This is a genomic window from Fuscibacter oryzae (assembly GCF_016765795.1).
In the GTDB taxonomy this organism is placed as follows: Bacteria; Pseudomonadota; Alphaproteobacteria; order Rhodobacterales; family Rhodobacteraceae; genus Fuscibacter; species Fuscibacter oryzae.
Map to the genome: position 1 here is coordinate 278,714 of NZ_JAESVP010000005.1, position 20,053 is coordinate 298,766.

Sequence of the window (20,053 nt, forward strand, 5' to 3'; positions counted from 1 at the left end):
TTTCGACATGAAACCCACTGAGTTCAGAAAGGGCGTTGCCCTTGGGTTCTTCCCCGAGCCGAAGCAAGTGATGGGCATGGATCGCTGGTCATTTGAAGAGCTTAAAGCTGTCGCGGATGGCAAAGCCGCAAGGCCGCAGGAGGGCCTCGAAATTTGACCCGAAGGATCGAGAAGCCCCACTTGGAGTGGAAAGAGACGGCTCGGGGTGACCTCGTTCCAAGACACCGGGTTACGTTCACGGACGGCGGCAAGCGTCGAGAGCGGGTGATCACATTGGACTGGAAAGGCGACCCGCAAGAGCTGGATCGCCTATACTGGATGTGCGAGCGCGGACAGCATCCGAACCAGAAACCCAAAGCCCCAGCCACGAGTTGGAAGGCGCTGGTAACCGCTTGGCGTTCAGACCCCAGGATTCAGCGAAAACTAAGCGAAGGGACCAAGACCAGCTATCGCCGCACCATGGACGCTCTTCTCGTCAAGAATGCCGACAAGGACGTGCGCAGGACATCACGGCAAGATGTGCGGGCCATCCATGACAAGCTGTCGGAGACGCCCCGTAAGGCCGACCACATGCTCCAGGTGATCCGTCTCCTGTGGAACTATGGAAAAACCAAGATCGACTGGGCCATCGGTGAAAATCCAGCCGCGGGCATCGACCTGTTCGGCAAACAGCGAGAGTTTGAGCCTTGGCCGGAATGGATGGTGAATGCCCTGCCGTCCGCGCCATCTGATGTCCAGGCGGCGGCCGAGCTCATTCTGGGAACCGGACAGCGACCGAGTGCCGCGATCAAGATGCGCCACGCTGATTTCAAAGGGGAGTGGATGTGGGTTCTCGACGAGAAGAACAATGTTCGTTGCGAAGTCTACTGCCCAGATCGGCTGCGCACGTTCATCGCCAGCACAAGGAAACGTGGCGCATACATCCTGCCCAAGAATTTGACAGAAGAAAAAGGCTACAGCGCCGTAGAGCATCAGTTCCGCCGGTGGCGCGAAAAGCTCGGAGAGAATGCCAAGCCGTACAGCCTGCACGGCTTGCGGAAGCTGGCGATCATCCAGCTTGCTGAGGCTGGGTGCAGCGACGCTGAAATCCAAGCCGTGACAAACCAATCCGCAGAAATGGTGGCGTACTACCGCGCCAAAGCCAGCAAGAAGCGCCTCTCGATGGCCGCCCAACGCCATCGGGACCAGAACAGAAACGAAACGTGAATGTGGGCTTGCCCTGTGGGCTACAGTTCAGATTCGCAATCAAGAAGGGGTCAAAATATTGGCAGAAAGTCTAGTAAATTCAATCTGGTGCCCGCGGCCGGACTTGAACCGGCACGCCTTGCGGCTAGGGATTTTAAGTCCCCTGCGTCTACCATTCCACCACGCGGGCCCAGAGCGCTGACCATATCCGCGCCAAGCGGCGGGGAAAAGGGTTGGCAGCGATATTGCGGCTGGCAGGGCGTTACCCCTCGGCGCTGCCCACCGCTGCCAGCAACCGGCTGACCAGTTCCGCGCTGTTCCTGACCTTCATCTTGCGGGTCATGTTGGCGCGATGCACCTCGACCGTGCGGGGGGAACAGTCCAGCGTCAGGGCGATCTCTTTGCTGGTGAAGCCGTTCACCAGATAGCGGGCGATGCGCTTTTCGGTGGCGGTCAGGGCGCTGTCTGGCCCCGGCTGCCCTTCCAGTGGCCGATAGGTCCAGATTGCCAACCGCTGCGGGTCGTCCCGGTCCAGTGCTGTGCCGCGCCCCTCCATCCACACCACCTGCCCGTCTTTGCGGCGCATGAAGCGTTCGTCATGATAGACGGCGGTTTCCTGCATCGCTTGCCGAGCCCGTGCGCCGATCACCTCGTAATCCGTCTGGCCCGGGTAAAGCAGGCGGATCGACTGCCCCTCCACCTCGCGCGGGGCCCAGCCGAACACCGCCTCAACCCGCAGGCTGGCGCGCAGGATCACCCGGTCCGCCAGGATCAGTGTTGCGTCGGGGGCGTGTTGAAATGCCAGCCGCTCAGGATCGCGCATCATGCCTCTCTACTTAGCCATCTAAGTATTCTTACGGATGGTGCCCGAGATGGCAATCTCTCAGGATCACCCTCGACCGCCCCCCATATTCAACGGCTGGGTCGGGAGGAGCTTGCCCATGAAGAAAATCTACCCCGATGCCCGAACGGCGCTGGATGGCCTGCTGTTTGATGGCATGACGATTGCCGCCGGGGGCTTTGGCCTGTGCGGTATTCCCGAACTGCTGATTGCCGCGATCCGCGATGCGGGCACCAAGGATCTGACCATCGCGTCAAACAACGCGGGCGTGGATGGCTTTGGCCTTGGCGTGCTGCTGGCGACCAAGCAGGTCAAGAAAATGATCTCGTCCTATGTGGGCGAGAATGCCGAATTCATGCGCCAATATCTGTCGGGCGAGCTGGAGCTGGAGTTCAACCCCCAAGGCACGCTGGCCGAACGGTTGCGGGCGGGCGGCGCGGGCATTCCGGGCTTTTACACCAAGACCGGCGTCGGCACCGTGATTGCCGAGGGCAAGGATGTGAAGGTCTTCAACGGTCAGGAGTATATTCTGGAAACCGGCATCGTCACCGACATCTCTATCGTCAAGGCGTGGAAGGCCGACCCTTCGGGCAACCTCGTCTTCCGCAAGACGGCGCGCAACTTCAACCCTCCCGCCGCGACGGCAGGCAAGGTCTGCATCGCCGAGGTCGAAGAGATTGTGCCGCTGGGCAGCCTTGACCCCGATACGATCCACCTGCCCGGCATCTATGTGCATCGCCTGATCAAGGGCGATCACGAAAAACGCATCGAACAGCGGACTGTCCGCAAGCGGGAGGTTTAAGCCATGGATTTTAATGCGGTTCTTTTGGAACTTTTCTCTGGCTTAGATGGGAAACTTCATATCCCCATGGAAGTATTCGACGACATGGTACATCAGTACGGATCCCCAATAGATATCAACGCACTCGCCACTGAGGCCGGGTGCGAGGTGATGGTCGGCCGATCCGTGGGTCAAGAGCAGGAAGAATATCTAATAATCTCAAAGCGGGAGGCCGTCTGATGTCATGGGACCGCAACCAGATGGCGGCGCGCGCCGCTCAGGAACTGCAAGACGGCTGGTATGTGAACCTTGGCATCGGGATTCCGACGCTGGTTTCCAACTACATCCCGGCGGGCATCGAGGTGACGCTGCAATCGGAAAATGGCATGCTGGGCATGGGGCCGTTCCCGTTTGAGGGCGAGGAAGATGCCGACCTGATCAATGCAGGCAAGCAGACCATCACCGAACTGCCGCAGACCGCCTATTTCGATAGCGCACAGTCTTTCGCCATGATCCGCGGCGGCAAGATCGCCATGGCGATCCTTGGCGCGATGGAGGTGGCCGAGAACGGCGATCTGGCGAACTGGATGATCCCCGGCAAGCTGGTTAAAGGCATGGGCGGCGCGATGGACCTTGTGGCCGGTGTGGGCCGCGTCGTGGTGGTGATGGACCACACCTCGAAACACGGCGAATCAAAGGTGCTGAAGGCCTGCACCCTGCCCCTGACCGGCAAGGCGGTGGTGGACCGCATCATCACCAATCTGGGCGTGCTGGATGTGGTGCCGGGTGGGCTGCGCATCGTCGAATGCGCCGAGGGCGTGACCGAGGCCGAACTGCGCGCCGCAACCGAGGCAACGCTCGTTGACTGATTTCATCGTTGAAAAGGAAAGCGGCCCCACCAAGGGCCGCTTCGTCATCCGGGCCGACGGGGCCGAGGCGGAACTGACCTTTTCCGTCACCACCCCCACGCTGATCATCGCCGATCATACCGGCGTGCCGGATGCGTTTCGCGGTCAGGGTGTTGGCCTGAAACTGGTCGAGGCGCTGGTCGCAGATGCGCGGGCCAACGGGTACAAGGTGATGCCGCTTTGCCCCTTTGTGAATGCGACGCGCAAGAAGCACCCCGAATGGGCGGATGTTTTCGCGGTTTAACGCGGAGCGTAGATCACTCACGGCCCCCTCCCCCTTGTTGGGTGGGGGGCTTGGCCGCAGCGCTAGCCCTTCGGTGCCCCTGCCGCTGCATCGGCGCTGATCACCTTGAACACACAAGGGTCGGTCACCAGTTCGGGCGGCGTCAGGCACAGGCCCTGCGCCACCTGCCAGGCGGCCAGCACCTTGGGCACATAGTCGCGGGTTTCGGCAAAGGGCGGCACGCCGTTGTTGGCATCCACCGCGCCCTCACCGGCGTTATAGGCGGCAATCACCATCAGCGGATCGCGGTTGAACCGCTTCATCAACCAGTCCAGATAGGCGACGCCGCCCTTGATGTTCTGGCCCGGATCGGTGGAGTCGGTCACGCCAAAGCGGCTGGCTGTATCGGGGATCAACTGCATCAGCCCCACGGCCCCCGCAGTAGACAACGCCTTGGGCTTGCCCGCACTTTCCACGCCAATCACCGCTAGAACCAGTGCAGGCGACACCTCGGTGCCGATGGTGGCCTTCAGAATCTCAGTGCCATAGCTGTCGGCAATCTCTTGCATATGCTGCATCCGGGGGGCTGCCACCTGCGCGCCCGCCGGGCCTTGTGACAGGGTGGCCATCGCCAGCACAAAACGCCCGTCCACTTGATCGCGCGCGACGGGCACAGTGTTCCAGAACCAGTCATAAGAGGCACCGGCGGGTGCGGCGGGTTGCATCGGCCCCTCGGGTGCCTTGGGGTCGGCGGCGGGTACATCAACGCCATCGGGGTCAACCTTGGGCAGCGTGGCCAACAGGCGCGCCTGTTCGGCAGGATCGATCTGCACGGTGATCCGCTTGCCCGGCAGGCCCTGCCCCACCTTGACCCGCTTGAACGTGAAATCGGTGGGCACAGTCGATTCAGCCCCTGCCCCATGGGCCAAGCCAACCAGAAGAATCGCCGAAACGGTGCCTGCCAATATTCGCATCGCGTTGGATGCCTGCTTCGTTCTTGTTGGCCCCATTCTTCCCGAATCCGGCACCTTGCACCAGCATTTCGCAACCTGAAGATATCAAATGTGGCCAGATCTGGCGACAAGGACACGCCTGCCCACCCTGAAAATCCACCGAACACAGAAATGTTTTGTTTATTTTCATAATGATACACAGATTCTTACCGTTTTCTTAAATTACGGCAAAACTGCCCATCTCTTTCCAAACTTGGGCCACGAAAGAGGGGTGTATTCGTCTCAAGCCGATGCGATGGCGACGGACCAGAGACCCGAAGCAAAGAAAACGTCGCACCGGTGAGACCAGATCATCATCACCCAAGAAAGGGTACACCATGAAACTGCTGAACATCTTCAAGTCTTTCAAGAACGACGAATCCGGTGCCGTGACCGTTGACTGGGTTGTGCTGACCGCTGCAATCGTTGGCTTGGGCATCGTTGTCATGAACACCGTTGGCGGCGGCATCACCGGCCTGTCGACCAAGATCAACGCCCAGCTGACCTCGACCAACGCTGGCTACGGCACCAACCCGTAATTCCGGCAACGGTCTTACAAAATGGGCCGCCTTCGTTTGAGGGCGGCCTTTTGCTAAGCCGGGTGTGCATCGCGGACCCAGATGCCGAAAACGCGCCACCGGCCCCGGTCAGAAAACCGTCCCGGCGGCTTTGCAAAGGTCTAGAGACTTTCGCAGAACCGCCATTTCAGCGCCGTATTCCTTGACCACCCTATGTACCGATGTGTTGTACCAGTCGCCCCACCGTTGAACCCATCGTCGCAGGAGATGCCACGGCATGATGAACGCAGCAAAACACTTTCTGCTGTCCGATGAGTCGGGGGCCGTAACAGTCGACTGGGTTGTGTTGACCGCTGCCATCGTCGGCATGGCCATACTGGTTCTGACGCCGATCGCCTACGGAACGGGCAGCGTTTCACAGGGAACCGCAGACTATATTACGTCGGTCAACGTCGGTTACGGCAGCAACCCATAGCAACCGTGCGACAAGCAGACCTGAGCAGGCAAAGGCACGAATAAGATGCGTATGATTTTTGGACTGGTGCTGATTGTCGGTGTCGCTCTTGCGGGTGCCGCCGTCTTTCTGGCAAAAAACTATATCAATCAGCAACAAAGCGCCGCGCAACGCGAACAGGCGCTGATTGCTGAAACCGGCGGTCTGTCCAAGATTTATGTCGTGACCAAAGCCAAGGCCTATGGCGAAACCCTCGCCAAAGAAGATGTGCAACTGGTCTACTGGCAAAACAACGCCTTGCCAGAAGGCGCGTTTACCGAGGAAGCCGCGCTGTTTCCCGAAAACGCCAAGGGTGACCGCTTCATCACCCGCGACATTGAAAAATTCGAACCCCTTCTGGCCGTGACCGTCACCGATCCGGGCGTGTCACCCGGCCTGACAGGCAACCTTGAAAAAGGGATGCGGGCTTTTGCAATCCGCGTCGATGCCGCCGACTTCCTGCAACCCAGCGACCATGTGGACATCTACTGGACCGGCACGGCCGAGGGCACGCAAGGCGACATTACCCGCCTGATCGAAAGCGGCATGAAGGTGATTGCGGTGGACCGCAAGGACAAGCAGGCCGCCAGCGAAGGCCAGATCACCAACCGCACAATGACCGTGGCCGCGACCCCCGAACAGGTGGCCCGTCTGGCGCAGGCGCAAGCGACCGGCCGTCTGGTCATGTCGCTGGTCGGCATCGGCGATACCTCCGCAAACGGCATGGTAGAGGTGGATGGCAAGAAACTGCTTGGCATGACCGACGCCGCCCCCGCCCCTGCTCCGGTTCAGGAAAAGGTCTGCACCATCCGCACCCGCAAGGGCGCAGATGTGGTGGATATTCCGATCCCCTGCACCAACTGAAGGTCTTGAATGGCTGGGGGCCGCATCGCAAGATGTGGCCCCATATGCTGTAGAGGGCCGCACGGCCTTGCGCGACCGATTGCGCTGTTGCCAGTTATCCACATCAGGAAACGCCGACAACCGTTTGATTCTTGCAAAAAAAGCGCAACTCCGGCAGTATTGTTGAACGAACGGGCGAAAAGACCCGCAATGAGGCGTGATCGAAAGGGCAGATCACATGCAGATTCGAAGCCTAGTGACGGCAGCCATGTTTGGGCTTGCGCTGGCGGCTGCGCCGATGACGGTTGCGGCAGGTCCGACCCTTCGGGTTCTGACGGGGGGCGAAAGCGCGCCACTGAACGTGCCGATGAACCGCGCGGTCGTCGTTGAAAGCGACACGCCGTTTGCCGAGCTTTCGATTGCCAACCCCGGCATCGCCGACATCTCTACCCTGTCCGAGAAATCGATTTACGTTCTGGGCAAGACGCCGGGCCGCACGACGCTGACGCTGTTGGGCGCCGACGGCAAGCTGCTGACCAACATCGATGTTCACGTCACCCCCGACATCGCCGAATTCAAGGAACGCCTGCAACAGATTTTGCCGGGCGAACGGATCGAGGTGCGGACCGCAAATGACGGCATCGTGCTGTCGGGCACCGTCTCTTCTACCGCGAAGCTGGACCGCGCGCTGGATCTGGCCAACCGCTATGCGCCAGAGCGGGTGTCAAACCTGATGACGGTGGGTGGCACGCAGCAGGTGATGCTGAAGGTGCGCTTTGCCGAAATGCAGCGCTCTGTCTCCAAGAACCTGCGCGCCTCGCTGGGCGTGGCGGGTGGCACCGATGCCGGTATCACGGCCGGGTCGGGCGTGCTGTCCGATGGCAGCAAGCTGGCCGGTCTGCTCAACGGCGATACGATCACCTCGCCGAACGAGGCCTTTGGCCGGATGAGCCTGGGCTTCACCGCAGGCTCGCTTGAATTTGCCGTGCTGCTAGAGGCGCTGGAATCCAAGGGTGCCGTGCGCACGCTGGCTGAACCGAACCTGACCGCCCTGTCTGGGCAAGAGGCCAAGTTCCTTGCCGGTGGCGAATATCCGATCCCGGTGGTGGACGGAAATGGCGGCCTTGCGGTGGAATACAAGCCCTTTGGTGTTGAGCTGAACTTCACCCCCGTCGTGGTCGATGGTGATCAGATCAACCTGACGATCAACGCTGCCGTTTCGTCGATCGACACCTCTGTCTCGCTGCAATCGAACGGGTTCAGCCTGAACGCCTTCAAACGCCGCGAAACCTCGACCACTGTCGAAATGCGCGATGGCGAAAGTTTTGCCATCGCCGGTCTGTTGCAGGACGACTTCCGCAACCTGAAGGGTCAAGTGCCGTGGCTGGGCGATATTCCGGTGCTGGGCGCGTTGTTCCGCAGCTCTGAATACGAACGCAATCAGTCGGAACTGGTGATCATCGTCACACCGCATCTGGTCAGCCCGACCCGTGGCGAGGCGTTGGCCCTGCCGACCGACCGCGTGAAACTGCCGTCGGAAAAGGATTTCTTCCTGTTCGGCAATGTCGTGGGCAAGCAGAAGGGTGCTGCGGGCGAAGTCGCCAAACAGGACTTTTCCGGCTCCTATGGCTATGTGATGGAGTAAGGCAGATGATGCGCACGCGGCTTTTCCTCTCTGCCTCTGCTGCCCTTATGGTCATGGGCCTTGCTGCCTGCGATCCATCCGAATTCTACAGCGAGCTTGGCTCTGACGTAGACAACGGCACCTTCGGCAACCCCACGATGAACAACGAACTGGTGATGACCGGCAAGATCGATGCTCAGGTCGCCCTGGGCCAGCGTTTTGCCAACGAAGTGCCGACCACCATCACCTTCGCCTTCAACTCATCCGAGCTGACCCAGGAAACCCGCGCGGTGCTGCATCAGCAGGCGAACTGGATACGCCAGTTCCCCGAAGTGCGGTTCCGCGTTTACGGTCACACCGATCTGGTCGGGTCGAACGCCTATAACAAGGCGCTTGGCCTGCGTCGGGCCAAGGCAGTTGTCGCCTATCTGGCCAGCGAAGGCATCAGCACCTCGCGACTGGAGGCGGTGGTGTCCTATGGCAAGACCCGTCCCGTCATCCAGACCCCCGGACCCGAGCAGCGCAATCGCCGCACGGTCACCGAAGTGTCGGGCTTTGTTGAAAACAATGCCATGGTCATCAACGGCAAATACGCCGCGATCATCATGCGCAACTACCTGGAACTGGGCGTGCGGGTGCATCCCGAAAATGCGCAGGTTCAGACTCAGGTCGACCCCAGCAAGTAGCAGAATCGCTGCGCAAATCTGGTCAGGGCCGCTTCGGCGGCCCTTTTCGTTTCTGACATTTGATCTCAAACCGTTAAAATTCAAAGATTGACGATTTTTTAGCCCCAATCTCGCCAACTTCCCCCGACAGGTTCGCATCAATGGGATCAGTCTGCCGCATGGATCTGCGGCCGGCCTTCGGGGCACTGCCATCGGGCAGCCTTGGGCCGTACATGGAAGGACACGAGGCGAGATGACGAGCGTGGCTAGTTTGCAACCTGAACCGGCGCCGCTTCTGGCCTGCACGGTATCGCGTGACGTCCAGAACTTCGATCTTCTGATCGACGAGATGGAGAAGGAACTTGGCGAAGCCTGGGGCGACCTGAGCTTTGAAGATGCGACCCTTTTCCTCGGCCAACCCGACGCATCGGGGATGGAATTCATTGCCCTTGCCGTGAACGATCAGGATGAGGCCGATCTGGACAAGATCACCGGCATCATCAAGGCCGCCAAGGAAATTTCGATCAAAGTAATCCTGATTGCCGATCAGGTCAGCCCGATTGCGCTGCATCAGATGTTGCGACTGGGGGCCGATGACTTTGTGCCCTATCCGCTGCCGCCCGGCGCCCTGCACGAAGCGATCGAGCGCATTCGCAAACCTGCGCCACAGCCTGCCGCCGCCGAGGCTGCTGCTGCCGGGGCATCCGCCTCCGCTTCAGCACAAGCCGAAGCGACCGAAGGTCAGCACCCGACCTTCAAGGCCAAGGGTGACCGTAACGCCGTGGTTCTGCCGGTCCATGGCCTGGCGGGTGGTTGCGGCGCCTCGACCTTTGCCACCAACCTGGCGTGGGAACTGGCCAGCATCGAGAAAAGCGGTGGCCCGCGGGTCTGCCTGATCGACTTTGACTTTCAGTATGGCTCTGCCGCGACCTATCTGGACCTGCCGCGCAAGGAAACCGTGTTCGAGGTTCTGTCGGAAGCAGGCCAGTTGGACAGCGATGCCCTGCTGCATGCCATGCTGACCTTCAACGACCGCCTGCATGTGCTGACCGCGCCGCCGGACATGCTGCCACTGGATATCGTCACACCCGATGACATTGGCCGCATCATCGACATGGCGCAGGCAAATTTCGATTTCGTCATCATCGACATGCCGAAAACTATCGTCGCTTGGACCGAGGCGGTTCTCGCCCGCGCGCATGTGTACTTTGCGCTGCTGGAGCTTGACCTGCGCTCTGCCCAGAACGTGCTGCGGCTGGTGCGCGCACTCAAGGCCGAAGGGCTGCCGCATGAAAAGCTGCGCTATGTGCTGAACCGCGCACCGAAATTCACCGACCTGTCGGCGAAAAGCCGGGTCAAGCGCATGGCTGAAAGCCTGGATATCAGCTTTGAGGTGCAACTGTCCGATGGCGGTGCCCAGGTCACGCAAGCCAATGACCATGGCCTGCCGCTGGCTGAAAGCGCGGGCAAGAACGTCTTGCGCCGCGACATCCAGAAGCTGGCGAAATCTTTGTACGAACTGAACAAGGCCGTGGAATCCGGCAAGGCCTGATCGAGTATTTCGATCACGGCACATTTTTGGGGGCATAAATGTTTTCACGGTTCAAGAAACCCGACGGGGCACCGGCGCGTCCGGCAACAACGGCAGCGGTTACGCAAGCCAGCCCGGCTGCGGCGCGGCCCGGTGCAACTGCGGCCACCGCAGCCCCCAAGGCGGGTTTTGCCCGCCCCGCCGGAGTTGCCACCCCGCGCCTGCCCGCCGAAGTGGCCGCACAAGACAAAGAGAAAAAGCGCAAGGACCGCCTTCAGGAACTGAAGACCGAACTACACAAGCGCCTCCTGGACAACCTGAACCTTGCTGCCCTTGAACATGCCACCGAAGGCAGTCTGAAACAGGAAATCGCCTCGATCGCCGCCGAGGCGCTGGACGAGATGTCGGTTGCCCTTAACAAGGACGACCGCGCCACCCTGAATCAGGAACTGTATGACGAGGTGATGGGCCTTGGCCCACTGGAGCCGTTGCTGAAAGATGAATCAGTCAACGATATTCTGGTCAACGGCCCGAACCGCGTGTTCGTCGAACGCGCGGGCAAGCTGGAACTGACCGACATCACCTTTAAGAACGAACGCCACCTTCTGCGGATCATCGACAAGATCGTGTCTGCCGTGGGTCGCCGGGTTGACGAATCGAACCCCTATTGCGACGCCCGTCTGGCCGATGGCAGCCGTTTCAACTGCATGGTGCCCCCCGTCGCGGTGGACGGCAGCCTTGTTTCGATTCGGAAATTCAAAAAAGAAAAGCTGGGCATCCCCGATCTGGTCCGCTTTGGTGCCTTTACCGAAGAGATGGGCCTGTATTTGCAGGCCGCCGTTTCCACCCGCCTGAATGTGATCGTGTCGGGCGGTACGGGCTCGGGGAAAACCACCACGCTGAATGCGCTGTCGTCGTTCATCGACAACCGCGAACGGGTGCTGACCATCGAAGATACCGCCGAATTGCAACTGCAACAGGTTCATGTCGGTCGGATGGAAAGCCGCCCTCCGAACGTGGAAGGCAAGGGCGCCGTCACCCAGCGCGACTGTTTGCGCAACGCCCTTCGGATGCGCCCTGACCGTATCATCGTTGGCGAAACGCGCGGCGAAGAAGTGATCGACATGTTGCAGGCCATGAACACCGGCCACGACGGGTCGATGACCACGATCCACGCAAACTCTGCCCGTGATGGCATTTCGCGTCTGGAAAACATGGTCGCCATGGCCGGTATCGAAATGCCGCTGAAAGCCGTACGCAGCCAGATCGCCGCCGCCGTCAACCTGATCGTGCAGGCAAACCGCCTGCAAGACGGCTCTCGTCGCATGGTGTCGGTGACAGAAATCACCGGCATGGAAGGCGAGGTGATCTCGATGCAGGAAATCTTCCGCTACGAGCGCCTGGGGGTCGAGCCGAGTGGCAAGATCATTGGCCGCTTCAACGCGACCGGCGTGCGCAGCCACTATTCTGACCGCTTTCGCCAGTGGGGCTATGACCTGCCGGCTTCGATCTATGAACCGATCATCTAGGTGCGACCATGCAGCTTTCCGCAGCCCCTCTCATCTATATCCTGATCTTCGTCGCCGTCGTCGTTCTGGTCGAGGGCCTGTATCTGACGGTTTTCGGCAAATCGATCAGCCTGAACAGCCGGATGTCGCGCCGCCTTGCGCTGCTGGAAAAAAACCATAACCGCGAAGAGGTTCTGGAACAGCTCCGCAAGGAGATGAGCCAGCACCTCAACTCCAAGGGCATCCCGCTTTACTCAATTCTGGCCGACCGGGCGCAAAAGGCCAACATCGCCTTTACGCCCCGCCAGTTGATCATGGTGATGGGTCTGGTCGGCATTATTGCCTATCTGGGTCTGACCATAGGCACCGCCGCCGGCACGCCGGTGCGGATTCTGGTGGCGGTCGGTATGGGGATTGGCGGGGTTTACACTTGGGTCAACCGCAAAGCCAAAAAGCGCATTTCCTTGCTGGAAGAACAGCTCCCCGATGCGGTGGAACTGATGGTGCGGTCGTTGCGCGTCGGCCACCCGTTTTCCAACGCCATCGGTATCGTGGCCAAGGAAGTGCCCGACCCCCTTGGCACCGAATTCGGCCTGATAGCCGACGAGGCCGCCTATGGCCGGGACGTGGCCGAATCGCTCAAGGCCTTTGCCGAGCGGATGGATAATCAGGATTTGCGCTTTCTTGCGGTGGCAGTGACCATTCAGCAGCAGTCGGGCGGCAACCTGGCCGAGATCCTTGATGGTCTCGCTAAGGTAATCCGCGCCCGCTTCAAATTGTTCCGCCGCGTCAAGGCCATCACGGCCGAGGCGAAATGGTCGGGCATGTTCCTGTCGGGCTTTCCCATCGGCGCGCTTCTGATGATCCAGATGCTGAAACCCGACTATTACGACGGGGTGAAGGACTCGCCCTATTTCATTCCGATGGCGCTGGTCGTCGGGGCATTTCTGGTCATCAACGTGATCTTCATGAAGATCATGGTCAACATCAAGGTCTAGTGGATCATGGAATTCCTGTCCGGCCTCTTCCAACCTCTGACCGACCAGTTCGGCCCGCTTGGCCCGCTGTTGGCGGTTGGCCTTCTGGGCCTGATCCTGATCATCGCCACCCTGCCGATGATGCTGAAAAAGCAGGCGGACCCGCTGGCCAAGCTGAAGGAACAGCGCGAATCCGGCGGCAAATCCAGCAAGGCTGCCGGGCCGGATCTGCGCCGTGGCGGCGACAAGGTGGACAAGCTGGAGAAATTCGCAGGCTTCCTGGAACCACAGGATGTCGAGCAGATGACCGCATCAAAGCTGCGCATGATGCGCGCGGGCTATCGGTCGAAAAATGCGGTGCGGATGTTCCACTTTGCCCAGTTTGCCTTGGGGATCGGCATGCTGCTGCTGGGCGTGGTTTACTCGATGCTGGTTTCGGCCCATCAGGAAGTCAGCACCCAGTTCATGATCATGGCCACGCTTGGCCCCGGTGCTGCTGGCTATTACCTGCCGCAATATTGGGTTCAGCGCCGGGTGCAAACCCGTCAGGTCGAAATCATCCAGGGCTTTCCCGATGCGCTTGACATGATGCTGGTCTGCGTCGAGGCGGGCCAGTCGCTGGACCAGTCGATCAACCGCGTCGCCCGCGAAAGCCGCGCCGGTTACCCGGCCCTTGCCGATGAGTTTGAAATCGTCTCGCAGGAAACCAAGGCAGGCAAGGAACGGGTTCAGGTTCTTAAAGACATGGCCGAACGGGTGGGCGTGCCTGACGTGGCCAGCTTTGTGACGACCCTTGTGCAATCGGCCACCTTCGGCACCTCGATCGCCGAGGCGCTTCGGATTTATTCCGCCGAAATGCGGGACAAGCGCGTTATGCGCGCCGAAGAGAAAGCAAACACCTTGCCGACCAAGCTGACGCTGGGCACAATGATGTTTACGGTGCCGCCCTTGATGATCATTCTCATTGGCCCCTCAGTTGCAGGCATCGCAAAGGTTCTGGGGGGTGGGGGCTTGAATTAAGTGTTTTCAAAGGCCGGTCGGCTGATTGTGGTTTTGCCTCTTCTGGCGGCCTGCTCCTTGGGAAATGGTCTGGGCAATACCGACCGCACCGGCAGCACTGCGCCCGGATTTGACCCGCGAAAAGAGGGGGTTGATGGCCTGCTGGTGGGCCACCGCCTGATGGAAGCTGGCGAGTATGATCTGGCGCTGACCTCTTATTATCGCGCCGCCGCACAGCACGGCATGAACGCCGATGTGCTGTCGGCCATCGGGTCCGCCAACCTGAAACTGGGGCGTCTGGGGCAGGCCGAAAAGGTGCTGCGCCGCGCGACCGACGCCGACCCCGCCTTTGTGCCCGCCCTGAACAATCTGGGCGTGGTCTTGATGGAAGAGAACAAATTTGGCGAGGCACGGGTCGTCTTTCAGCAGGCATTCCAACTGGATAGTGGCCAAACGGACGCCATCCGCCAAAATCTGCGCGTCGCTATCGCCGAGACCGAGAAAACCAGCTATTCTGACGGCGAAAACGAAGAACCGCGGTACAACCTGGTTCGGCGCGGGTATGGCGAATACGTCCTCCTGTCGCAGCTCTAGGCGGCAAGCCGCAGCAGACGAGCAGTGAAAAGGACGCAAAATGCGCCAACCCGTTTCCGTGGGCCGCCTGTCGGTGGCCATGGGGCTTTCGTGCCTTCTGGCCCTTGCGGCCTGTGGCAAGGGCCCCAGCGACGCTGAGGTTCAGCGCGCCATCAAGGACGTCAACGTCATCGACGAATCGAACCTGTCGGACATCATGCTGACCGTGGGTGACCCGAACGAAGCCGTGGCTTATTTCGCCCGCTCGTCGCAGCAAAACCCCGACCGGATCGACCTGAAACGCGGGCTAGCGAAATCGCTGGTGCGCGCCAACAAACCGACCGAGGGCGCCGCCACCTGGACCCAGGTTCTGACGATGCCCGGTGCCACACCCGAAGACCGCCTTGGTCTGGTTGATGCGCTGATCCGCACCAACAACTGGCCCCGCGCCGAGGCAGAGCTGAACCTCATCCCTCCGACCTACGAGACCTTTGAACGCTACCGGCTGGAGGCGATGGTCGCCGATTCCAAAAAGAACTGGAAAAAGGCCGACAGCTTTTACGAGGTCGCCACCGGGCTGACCACAAAACCTGCCGGCGTGCTGAACAACTGGGGCTTTTCCAAACTGTCGCGCGGCGATTACCCCGGTGCCGAAAAGCTGTTCGGAGAGGCCCTGACCTATGAACCCACCCTGTTCACCGCCAAGAACAATCTGGTTCTGGCCCGCGGTGCGCAGCGCAAATACGACATGCCTGTGGTGGACATGACGCAAAGCGAACGGGCGCAATTGCTGTACACGCTGGCGCTTACCGCGATCAAAAAGGGCGACATCGCCGTTGGCAAGGGTCTGTTGCAGGACGCCATCGACACCAGCCCCCAACATTTCGAGGCCGCGACCCGCAGCCTTGCCGCACTGGATGGACAAGGCTGATGATCACCGGGCTTTCCCCCACCGCCGCTCTTGTCTTCCTGCCCTTTGCCATTGCCATCGGCGTGTGGGTGGCATGGTCCGACATGAAGTTCATGAAAATCCCCAACAAGGCCGTTCTGGCACTGGGGCTGGTGTTCCTGATCCTTGGCCTGCTGCTGTTGCCGTTCAAGGCCTACCTTTGGGCCTTGGGCGTCGGCGCAATGGTTCTGGTTGCGGGCTTCATCGCCAACCAGATCAACCTGATGGGCGCGGGCGATGCGAAATTCGCCGCCGTCATGGCGCCGTTCTTCGCCTTTGGCGACATACGGTTTATCCTTGGGCTTTACGCTGCCTGCCTGCTTGGCGCCTTTGCCAGCCACCGACTTGCCCGCCTGATCCCGCCGATCCGCCGCGCCACCGAGGACTGGGCAAGCTGGACCCACAAGGATTTTCCGATGGGCCTCGCATTGGCGGGAACACTGATCTTCTTTCTTCTGGCCGCACTTAAGCCACTTTTCTAAGGGATTCCCTTCATTGTTGACGCCCTGCCGCCAATAGGTGGCAAACGCTGGGATGCCCACAATGAACGTGCAAGTCACGCCGCCGACCTCGGGGGTTACCCCGCCGCCACAACCCAAAAGCCTGGCAGAAACCGGGCTTTCGATGGTGATGATGCGGGAAATCCTGCTGAAGACGATGTTCCGCACCAACCTGTCTTTGGCCAGCGAAATCTCGCGTACCATCGCCCTGCCCGTGGTGCTGACGCAAGAGCTGATCGACATTGCACGCGGCCAGCGGATGTTGGAGGCAACCGGCACGCTGCACGCCACATCCGGCAACGAGATGGGCTATCAGCTGACCGAGGGTGGCAAGGCCCGCGCGCTGGATGCGCTGTCACAATCGGAATATTACGGCGCGCTGCCGGTGCCGCTGGCGCTTTATGCCGAACAGATGAAGCGCCAGTCGGTGCGCGACATCAAGCTGACGCGGCCCGAACTGCTGAAAGGCATGGGCCATCTGATCCTGCCACCCGATCTGATCGGAAACCTTGGCCCTGCGGTGACCTCTGGCCGATCAATCCTGATGTATGGCCCGCCCGGCAATGGAAAATCTTCCATCTCCAACGGTATCCGCGCCGCTTTGGGCGACAAGATCTATGTGCCCCGTGCGATCGAATATTCCGGTCAGGTGATCACCGTTTACGATCCTATCGTGCATTCCAAGGCCGAAGAGCCGATGGATGACCCCACCGTCCTGCGCCGCACCGGCGCGCGCTATGACGCCCGCTATGTCTATTGCGAAAGGCCAAGTGTGATCACGGGCGGGGAACTGACGCTCGACATGCTGGACCTGAAGTATAATCCGACCGCCCGCACCTATCAGGCGCCGCTGCAACTCAAGGCGACCGGCGGCATCTTCATCATCGACGACCTTGGCCGACAGTCGGAACCGCCACAGAAAATCGTCAACCGCTGGATCGTTCCCTTGGAAGAGGCGCGCGACATTCTGGCCCTGCAATCGGGCGAGAAGTTCACCGTGCCCTTCGACACGCTGGTGATTTTCTCGACCAACTTCCACCCCAACGAAATCTTTGACGGCGCGGCCCTGCGGCGGATTTTCTTCAAGATCAAGATCGATGGCCCCAATCAGGAGATGTTCCTGAAAATCTTTGCCATGATCGCCAAGAAAAAGAAGATGCCGCTGAACGAAGCGGCCCTGTTGCACCTTTTGAAAACCAAATACCCGACCATCAACAACAATTTCGCGAATTATCAGCCGGTCTTCCTGATCGACCAGATGATCGCAATGTGCGAGTTCGAGGGCATCCCCAACCAGATGACACCCGATCTGATCGACCGGGCCTGGGGCAACATGTTCGTGCGCGACGAAAAAATCGCCAAGTAAGCGCCCGTCAGTTCACTCCAGGCTTTCGGCCTGGGTGGACTGGTGGCGCAGTACGCTGCCATCCTTGTTCAGCAGGTCAAGCTCGGTCCGCAATGCGATAAGGCGAACCGGGTCCAGCCATAGGTCGCCTTTCACAAAGGCCACGTCTTTGCGGTAAAAGGTCCGCGTCAGGTGGATCGTCCGATAGGCGCATTCGCCTACCATGACGGTTTCCTCGCCATGCGACAGATAGGCCGCGCGCAGCACGTCGCTTTCTTTGCCATCTATAATCGCCTCGACGGACACCTCTTCGCCAACCGGCAGCACCTCGACCGGCAGCAGCGGCTGGGCGCCCCAGTCCATCGACATTGCATTGGCGCCGGTGCTTTGTTGCAGCGGATAAAGGCCCCGCGCGGCCCGCACCCGGCTTTCCTTGCCCTCGGCTACGGCGGTGTAATCCAGCACGCTATCCTTGACCGAAATCTGGTTCAGCACGGCCCCACCAGAAAAATGAACCACCTTGGCCAGTTGCCCCTCGGGCAAACAGGCCGCCGTTGCATGGCCTGCCGTCAAACCCACAATCACCACCAGCACGAACCGCATCGTTATTCCCCGAACCACCGCACGCCTTGTTCTGTCACCACCGCATCCAACCGCTGGTCGGTCGCTTCAATCGGCACCGCATCCATTTCCTGCGCGGCAAAGGCGAACCCCACGGCCAACGTGGGCCGCTTGGCCCGCAACCCCTCCAACGTACGGTCATAAAACCCGCCGCCATAGCCCAGCCGGTAACCCAGTGCATCAAAGGCCACCATCGGCACGATCACCACTTCGGGTTCGACCCACAGCCCTTCGGCGGGAATAAACGCACCGAATTCGCCCGCCACCATTGCGCAGCCGGGCGACCATTCACGGAACTTTACCGGCTGCCCCGCCCCCAGAATGACCGGCACGCCAACAGCCCCCTGATGCGCCGCCATCGCGGGCAAAGGATCAATCTCGGTCCGCATCGCCATGTAACCGGCCAAGGGCTTTCCGGCATGACTTGCCAGAAAATCCGCCAGTATTTCAGCGGCTTGCCCCTGCCCCTTGGCAAATGCCTCTTTTCTTGCGGCAAAGCCCGCCTTGCGGGCCGCCGCCTTCAGCACTGTCAGATCGGTCATAGCATCAACCATGTCGCAAGGCCCAGAAAGGCCAGATATCCCATCACATCCGTCAGTGTCGTGACGAACGTCCCCGAAGCCAAAGCAGGGTCAAGGCCCCACCGCTCTAACGAAAGCGGCACAAGAACGCCGCCCATCGCCGCCACGATCTGGTTGGTGATCATCGCCAGCCCCAGCACGATGCCCAACCGCACATCGCCGTAAACCAGCGCCCCGCCGAACCCAAGGATCAGCGCCAAGCCCAGACCGTTCATCACCCCGGCCCCCAATTCGCGCAACACCACGCGCTTGGCGTTCGACGCCGTCAGATCGCGCGTCGCCAAGGCCCGCACCGCCACGGCCAACGATTGGGTGCCACCAATCCCCCCGGTGGATGAAACAATCGGCATCACGGCAGCCAGCGATACCAGCGCCGCAATCGTCGATTCGAACTGCGAAATCACGAAGGCGGAAATCGAGGCGGTGAACAGGTTCACCACCAGCCACGGCAGCCGCTGTTTCACCGTCTCCAGCGCACCATCGCTGATAGAGCTTTCTTCGCCCACGCCCGCCAGCAGCAGCATGTCTTCCTCATGCTCTTCATCCAGCACGTTCATCGCATCGTCGATGGTGATCACGCCCACCAGACGGCCATCGGCATCGACCACCGGGCAGGAAATCAGGTGATACTGGTTGAAGATATAGGCCACGTCGGCCTCTGGGTCCGCTGCCTCGACGGTGCGGAAACTGTCTTCGACAATCGTGGTCAGACGCGCCTCTCGGGCCGAGGACAGGATGCGCCCCAGCGTGACGTAACCCACGGGCTTCATGCGCGGATCGGTCAGGATGACGTGGTAAAACTGGTCTGGCAGATGGTCGGCCCCGCGCAGAAAGTCGATCGCCTCGCCCACCGTCCAATGGGCAGGTGCCACCACCACCTCGCGCTGCATCAGTCGCCCGGCAGAATGTTCGGGATAAGACAGCGCCTGTTCCACCGCCACCCGGTCGGCGCGGTCCAGCGCAGACAGGATGCGGCCGACCTGTGGGGCGTCCAGATCCTCCAGAATGTCCACGACGTCATCGGATTCCAGCTCTCGGACGGCGTCGGCCACGACATTGTCGGGCAGCGCCTCGATCACCTCTTCGCGGATCGACTCGTCAATTTCCGACAGGACGTCGCCGTCGATCTCGCCCGAAGACAGCGCCAGCAGCGCGCTGCGCTCCGACGGGCTGATCTGTTCCAGAAGGTCGGCAATATCGGCGGCGTGCAGCGGTTCCAACAGCCGGGTCACGCCCGCGCCATCGCCCGCCTCCACCGCCTCAAGAATCGCCTCGACGCGCTCTGGCTCCAGCCCGTCTTCTTCCCGGATTGCCTGTTCTTCTGTCATGCGCCGCCCTCCGATTGCCACATGCTTAGCGAAAGCTGTTTCCGGGAAACAGGGGGCGATGGGAAATT

General features: G+C 60.5%; 24 protein-coding genes and 1 tRNA gene. 19 read left to right on the plus strand and 6 right to left on the minus strand.

All coding sequences use genetic code 11. The annotated features are described in order from the left end of the window. The first annotated feature begins 7 nt into the window (after positions 1 to 7). Positions 8 to 157 carry a hypothetical protein gene (locus JI744_RS11865; protein ID WP_236019403.1) on the plus strand — a complete coding sequence of 50 codons (150 nt, stop codon included), beginning with the start codon at positions 8 to 10 and terminating at the stop codon, positions 155 to 157. A 107-nt stretch (positions 158 to 264) separates the two neighbouring features. After that, positions 265 to 1,206: a tyrosine-type recombinase/integrase gene (locus JI744_RS11870; protein ID WP_202661165.1), complete on the plus strand. Its 942-nt coding sequence runs from the start codon at positions 265 to 267 to the stop codon at positions 1,204 to 1,206. An 85-nt stretch (positions 1,207 to 1,291) separates the two neighbouring features. Here JI744_RS11870 and JI744_RS11875 read toward each other — a convergent pair. After that, a tRNA-Leu gene (locus tag JI744_RS11875) sits at positions 1,292 to 1,375 on the minus strand. A gap of 72 nt (positions 1,376 to 1,447) precedes the next feature. Beyond that, positions 1,448 to 2,008 carry a LuxR C-terminal-related transcriptional regulator gene (locus JI744_RS11880; RefSeq protein WP_236019404.1) on the minus strand — a complete coding sequence of 187 codons (561 nt, stop codon included), beginning with the start codon at positions 2,006 to 2,008 and terminating at the stop codon, positions 1,448 to 1,450. A gap of 118 nt (positions 2,009 to 2,126) precedes the next feature. Between JI744_RS11880 and JI744_RS11885 the strand changes: the two genes are divergently transcribed. The 4 genes from JI744_RS11885 to JI744_RS11900 are packed head-to-tail and all read left to right on the plus strand — an operon-like array spanning position 2,127 to position 3,959. Beyond that, entirely contained in the window at positions 2,127 to 2,828 is a 702-nt protein-coding gene (locus JI744_RS11885) for a CoA transferase subunit A (RefSeq protein WP_202661169.1), read from the plus strand. A 3-nt stretch (positions 2,829 to 2,831) separates the two neighbouring features. Beyond that, positions 2,832 to 3,047, plus strand: a complete 216-nt coding sequence (locus tag JI744_RS11890) for a hypothetical protein (RefSeq protein WP_202661171.1) — start codon at positions 2,832 to 2,834, stop codon at positions 3,045 to 3,047. Continuing rightward, positions 3,047 to 3,676, plus strand: coding sequence for a 3-oxoacid CoA-transferase subunit B (locus JI744_RS11895; protein ID WP_202661173.1), 630 nt, complete (start codon positions 3,047 to 3,049; stop codon positions 3,674 to 3,676). The genes JI744_RS11890 and JI744_RS11895 overlap by 1 nt, the downstream gene beginning before the upstream one ends. Beyond that, on the plus strand, positions 3,669 to 3,959 hold the full coding sequence (locus JI744_RS11900) for a GNAT family N-acetyltransferase (protein ID WP_202661175.1): 291 nt from the start codon (positions 3,669 to 3,671) through the stop codon (positions 3,957 to 3,959). The genes JI744_RS11895 and JI744_RS11900 overlap by 8 nt, the downstream gene beginning before the upstream one ends. Positions 3,960 to 4,021: 62 nt before the next feature. Here the strand turns inward: JI744_RS11900 and JI744_RS11905 are convergent, their stop codons facing one another. Beyond that, on the minus strand, positions 4,022 to 4,912 hold the full coding sequence (locus JI744_RS11905) for a lytic transglycosylase domain-containing protein (RefSeq protein ID WP_202661177.1): 891 nt from the start codon (positions 4,910 to 4,912) through the stop codon (positions 4,022 to 4,024). 356 nt (positions 4,913 to 5,268) lie between these two features. Between JI744_RS11905 and JI744_RS11910 the strand changes: the two genes are divergently transcribed. The 13 genes from JI744_RS11910 to JI744_RS11970 all read left to right on the plus strand — a co-directional run bounded on the left by JI744_RS11910 (position 5,269) and on the right by JI744_RS11970 (position 17,476). After that, complete coding sequence (locus tag JI744_RS11910) at positions 5,269 to 5,469, plus strand: Flp family type IVb pilin (RefSeq protein WP_202661179.1); 201 nt, start codon at positions 5,269 to 5,271, stop codon at positions 5,467 to 5,469. A gap of 256 nt (positions 5,470 to 5,725) precedes the next feature. Further along, on the plus strand, positions 5,726 to 5,923 hold the full coding sequence (locus JI744_RS11915; RefSeq protein ID WP_202661181.1) for a hypothetical protein: 198 nt from the start codon (positions 5,726 to 5,728) through the stop codon (positions 5,921 to 5,923). Positions 5,924 to 5,968: 45 nt separating this feature from the next. Next, a complete protein-coding gene (gene cpaB, locus JI744_RS11920) occupies positions 5,969 to 6,805 on the plus strand; it encodes a Flp pilus assembly protein CpaB (protein WP_202661183.1) in 837 nt (278 codons plus the stop codon). Positions 6,806 to 7,022: 217 nt separating this feature from the next. After that, positions 7,023 to 8,429, plus strand: a complete 1,407-nt coding sequence (locus JI744_RS11925) for a type II and III secretion system protein family protein (RefSeq protein WP_202661185.1) — start codon at positions 7,023 to 7,025, stop codon at positions 8,427 to 8,429. A gap of 8 nt (positions 8,430 to 8,437) precedes the next feature. Beyond that, positions 8,438 to 9,094 carry an OmpA family protein gene (locus JI744_RS11930; RefSeq protein ID WP_407927587.1) on the plus strand — a complete coding sequence of 219 codons (657 nt, stop codon included), beginning with the start codon at positions 8,438 to 8,440 and terminating at the stop codon, positions 9,092 to 9,094. Positions 9,095 to 9,326: 232 nt separating this feature from the next. Beyond that, positions 9,327 to 10,625, plus strand: a complete 1,299-nt coding sequence (locus tag JI744_RS11935) for an AAA family ATPase (protein ID WP_202661187.1) — start codon at positions 9,327 to 9,329, stop codon at positions 10,623 to 10,625. 38 nt (positions 10,626 to 10,663) lie between these two features. Next, positions 10,664 to 12,133, plus strand: coding sequence for a CpaF family protein (locus JI744_RS11940; protein ID WP_202661189.1), 1,470 nt, complete (start codon positions 10,664 to 10,666; stop codon positions 12,131 to 12,133). 8 nt (positions 12,134 to 12,141) lie between these two features. Beyond that, on the plus strand, positions 12,142 to 13,110 hold the full coding sequence (locus JI744_RS11945; RefSeq protein ID WP_202661199.1) for a type II secretion system F family protein: 969 nt from the start codon (positions 12,142 to 12,144) through the stop codon (positions 13,108 to 13,110). A 6-nt stretch (positions 13,111 to 13,116) separates the two neighbouring features. Further along, entirely contained in the window at positions 13,117 to 14,109 is a 993-nt protein-coding gene (locus JI744_RS11950; RefSeq protein ID WP_202661201.1) for a type II secretion system F family protein, read from the plus strand. A gap of 21 nt (positions 14,110 to 14,130) precedes the next feature. Continuing rightward, positions 14,131 to 14,682, plus strand: coding sequence for a tetratricopeptide repeat protein (locus JI744_RS11955; protein WP_407927592.1), 552 nt, complete (start codon positions 14,131 to 14,133; stop codon positions 14,680 to 14,682). 40 nt (positions 14,683 to 14,722) lie between these two features. Further along, a complete protein-coding gene (locus JI744_RS11960) occupies positions 14,723 to 15,592 on the plus strand; it encodes a tetratricopeptide repeat protein (RefSeq protein WP_407927589.1) in 870 nt (289 codons plus the stop codon). Beyond that, positions 15,592 to 16,092, plus strand: a complete 501-nt coding sequence (locus tag JI744_RS11965; protein WP_202661203.1) for a prepilin peptidase — start codon at positions 15,592 to 15,594, stop codon at positions 16,090 to 16,092. Before JI744_RS11960 ends, JI744_RS11965 begins: the two co-directional genes overlap by 1 nt. Before the next feature lie 61 nt (positions 16,093 to 16,153). After that, positions 16,154 to 17,476, plus strand: a complete 1,323-nt coding sequence (locus JI744_RS11970; RefSeq protein WP_202661490.1) for an ATPase — start codon at positions 16,154 to 16,156, stop codon at positions 17,474 to 17,476. Positions 17,477 to 17,488: 12 nt separating this feature from the next. Here the strand turns inward: JI744_RS11970 and JI744_RS11975 are convergent, their stop codons facing one another. Genes JI744_RS11975 through mgtE form a run of 3 tightly spaced genes read right to left on the minus strand, consistent with a single transcriptional unit; the run spans position 17,489 to position 19,985 of the window. Continuing rightward, positions 17,489 to 18,058: a hypothetical protein gene (locus tag JI744_RS11975; protein ID WP_202661205.1), complete on the minus strand. Its 570-nt coding sequence runs from the start codon at positions 18,056 to 18,058 to the stop codon at positions 17,489 to 17,491. Between the two features lie 2 nt (positions 18,059 to 18,060). Continuing rightward, entirely contained in the window at positions 18,061 to 18,618 is a 558-nt protein-coding gene (locus tag JI744_RS11980; RefSeq protein ID WP_202661207.1) for a 5-formyltetrahydrofolate cyclo-ligase, read from the minus strand. Next, positions 18,615 to 19,985, minus strand: coding sequence for a magnesium transporter (gene mgtE, locus JI744_RS11985; RefSeq protein WP_202661214.1), 1,371 nt, complete (start codon positions 19,983 to 19,985; stop codon positions 18,615 to 18,617). Before mgtE ends, JI744_RS11980 begins: the two co-directional genes overlap by 4 nt. Between the last annotated feature and the right edge of the window lie 68 nt (positions 19,986 to 20,053).

Coding starts and splice junctions, on each gene's coding strand:
- JI744_RS11865 (WP_236019403.1), top strand. CDS start 8: ATGAAACCCACTGAGTTCAGAAAGGGCGTTGCCCTTGGGTTCTTCCCC.
- JI744_RS11880 (WP_236019404.1), bottom strand. CDS start 2,008: ATGCGCGATCCTGAGCGGCTGGCATTTCAACACGCCCCCGACGCAACA.
- JI744_RS11885 (WP_202661169.1), top strand. CDS start 2,127: ATGAAGAAAATCTACCCCGATGCCCGAACGGCGCTGGATGGCCTGCTG.
- JI744_RS11890 (WP_202661171.1), top strand. CDS start 2,832: ATGGATTTTAATGCGGTTCTTTTGGAACTTTTCTCTGGCTTAGATGGG.
- JI744_RS11895 (WP_202661173.1), top strand. CDS start 3,047: ATGTCATGGGACCGCAACCAGATGGCGGCGCGCGCCGCTCAGGAACTG.
- JI744_RS11905 (WP_202661177.1), bottom strand. CDS start 4,912: ATGCGAATATTGGCAGGCACCGTTTCGGCGATTCTTCTGGTTGGCTTG.
- JI744_RS11910 (WP_202661179.1), top strand. CDS start 5,269: ATGAAACTGCTGAACATCTTCAAGTCTTTCAAGAACGACGAATCCGGT.
- JI744_RS11915 (WP_202661181.1), top strand. CDS start 5,726: ATGATGAACGCAGCAAAACACTTTCTGCTGTCCGATGAGTCGGGGGCC.
- cpaB (WP_202661183.1), top strand. CDS start 5,969: ATGCGTATGATTTTTGGACTGGTGCTGATTGTCGGTGTCGCTCTTGCG.
- JI744_RS11925 (WP_202661185.1), top strand. CDS start 7,023: ATGCAGATTCGAAGCCTAGTGACGGCAGCCATGTTTGGGCTTGCGCTG.
- JI744_RS11930 (WP_407927587.1), top strand. CDS start 8,438: ATGCGCACGCGGCTTTTCCTCTCTGCCTCTGCTGCCCTTATGGTCATG.
- JI744_RS11935 (WP_202661187.1), top strand. CDS start 9,327: ATGACGAGCGTGGCTAGTTTGCAACCTGAACCGGCGCCGCTTCTGGCC.
- JI744_RS11940 (WP_202661189.1), top strand. CDS start 10,664: ATGTTTTCACGGTTCAAGAAACCCGACGGGGCACCGGCGCGTCCGGCA.
- JI744_RS11945 (WP_202661199.1), top strand. CDS start 12,142: ATGCAGCTTTCCGCAGCCCCTCTCATCTATATCCTGATCTTCGTCGCC.
- JI744_RS11950 (WP_202661201.1), top strand. CDS start 13,117: ATGGAATTCCTGTCCGGCCTCTTCCAACCTCTGACCGACCAGTTCGGC.
- JI744_RS11960 (WP_407927589.1), top strand. CDS start 14,723: ATGCGCCAACCCGTTTCCGTGGGCCGCCTGTCGGTGGCCATGGGGCTT.
- JI744_RS11965 (WP_202661203.1), top strand. CDS start 15,592: ATGATCACCGGGCTTTCCCCCACCGCCGCTCTTGTCTTCCTGCCCTTT.
- JI744_RS11970 (WP_202661490.1), top strand. CDS start 16,154: ATGAACGTGCAAGTCACGCCGCCGACCTCGGGGGTTACCCCGCCGCCA.
- JI744_RS11975 (WP_202661205.1), bottom strand. CDS start 18,058: ATGCGGTTCGTGCTGGTGGTGATTGTGGGTTTGACGGCAGGCCATGCA.
- JI744_RS11980 (WP_202661207.1), bottom strand. CDS start 18,618: ATGACCGATCTGACAGTGCTGAAGGCGGCGGCCCGCAAGGCGGGCTTT.
- mgtE (WP_202661214.1), bottom strand. CDS start 19,985: ATGACAGAAGAACAGGCAATCCGGGAAGAAGACGGGCTGGAGCCAGAG.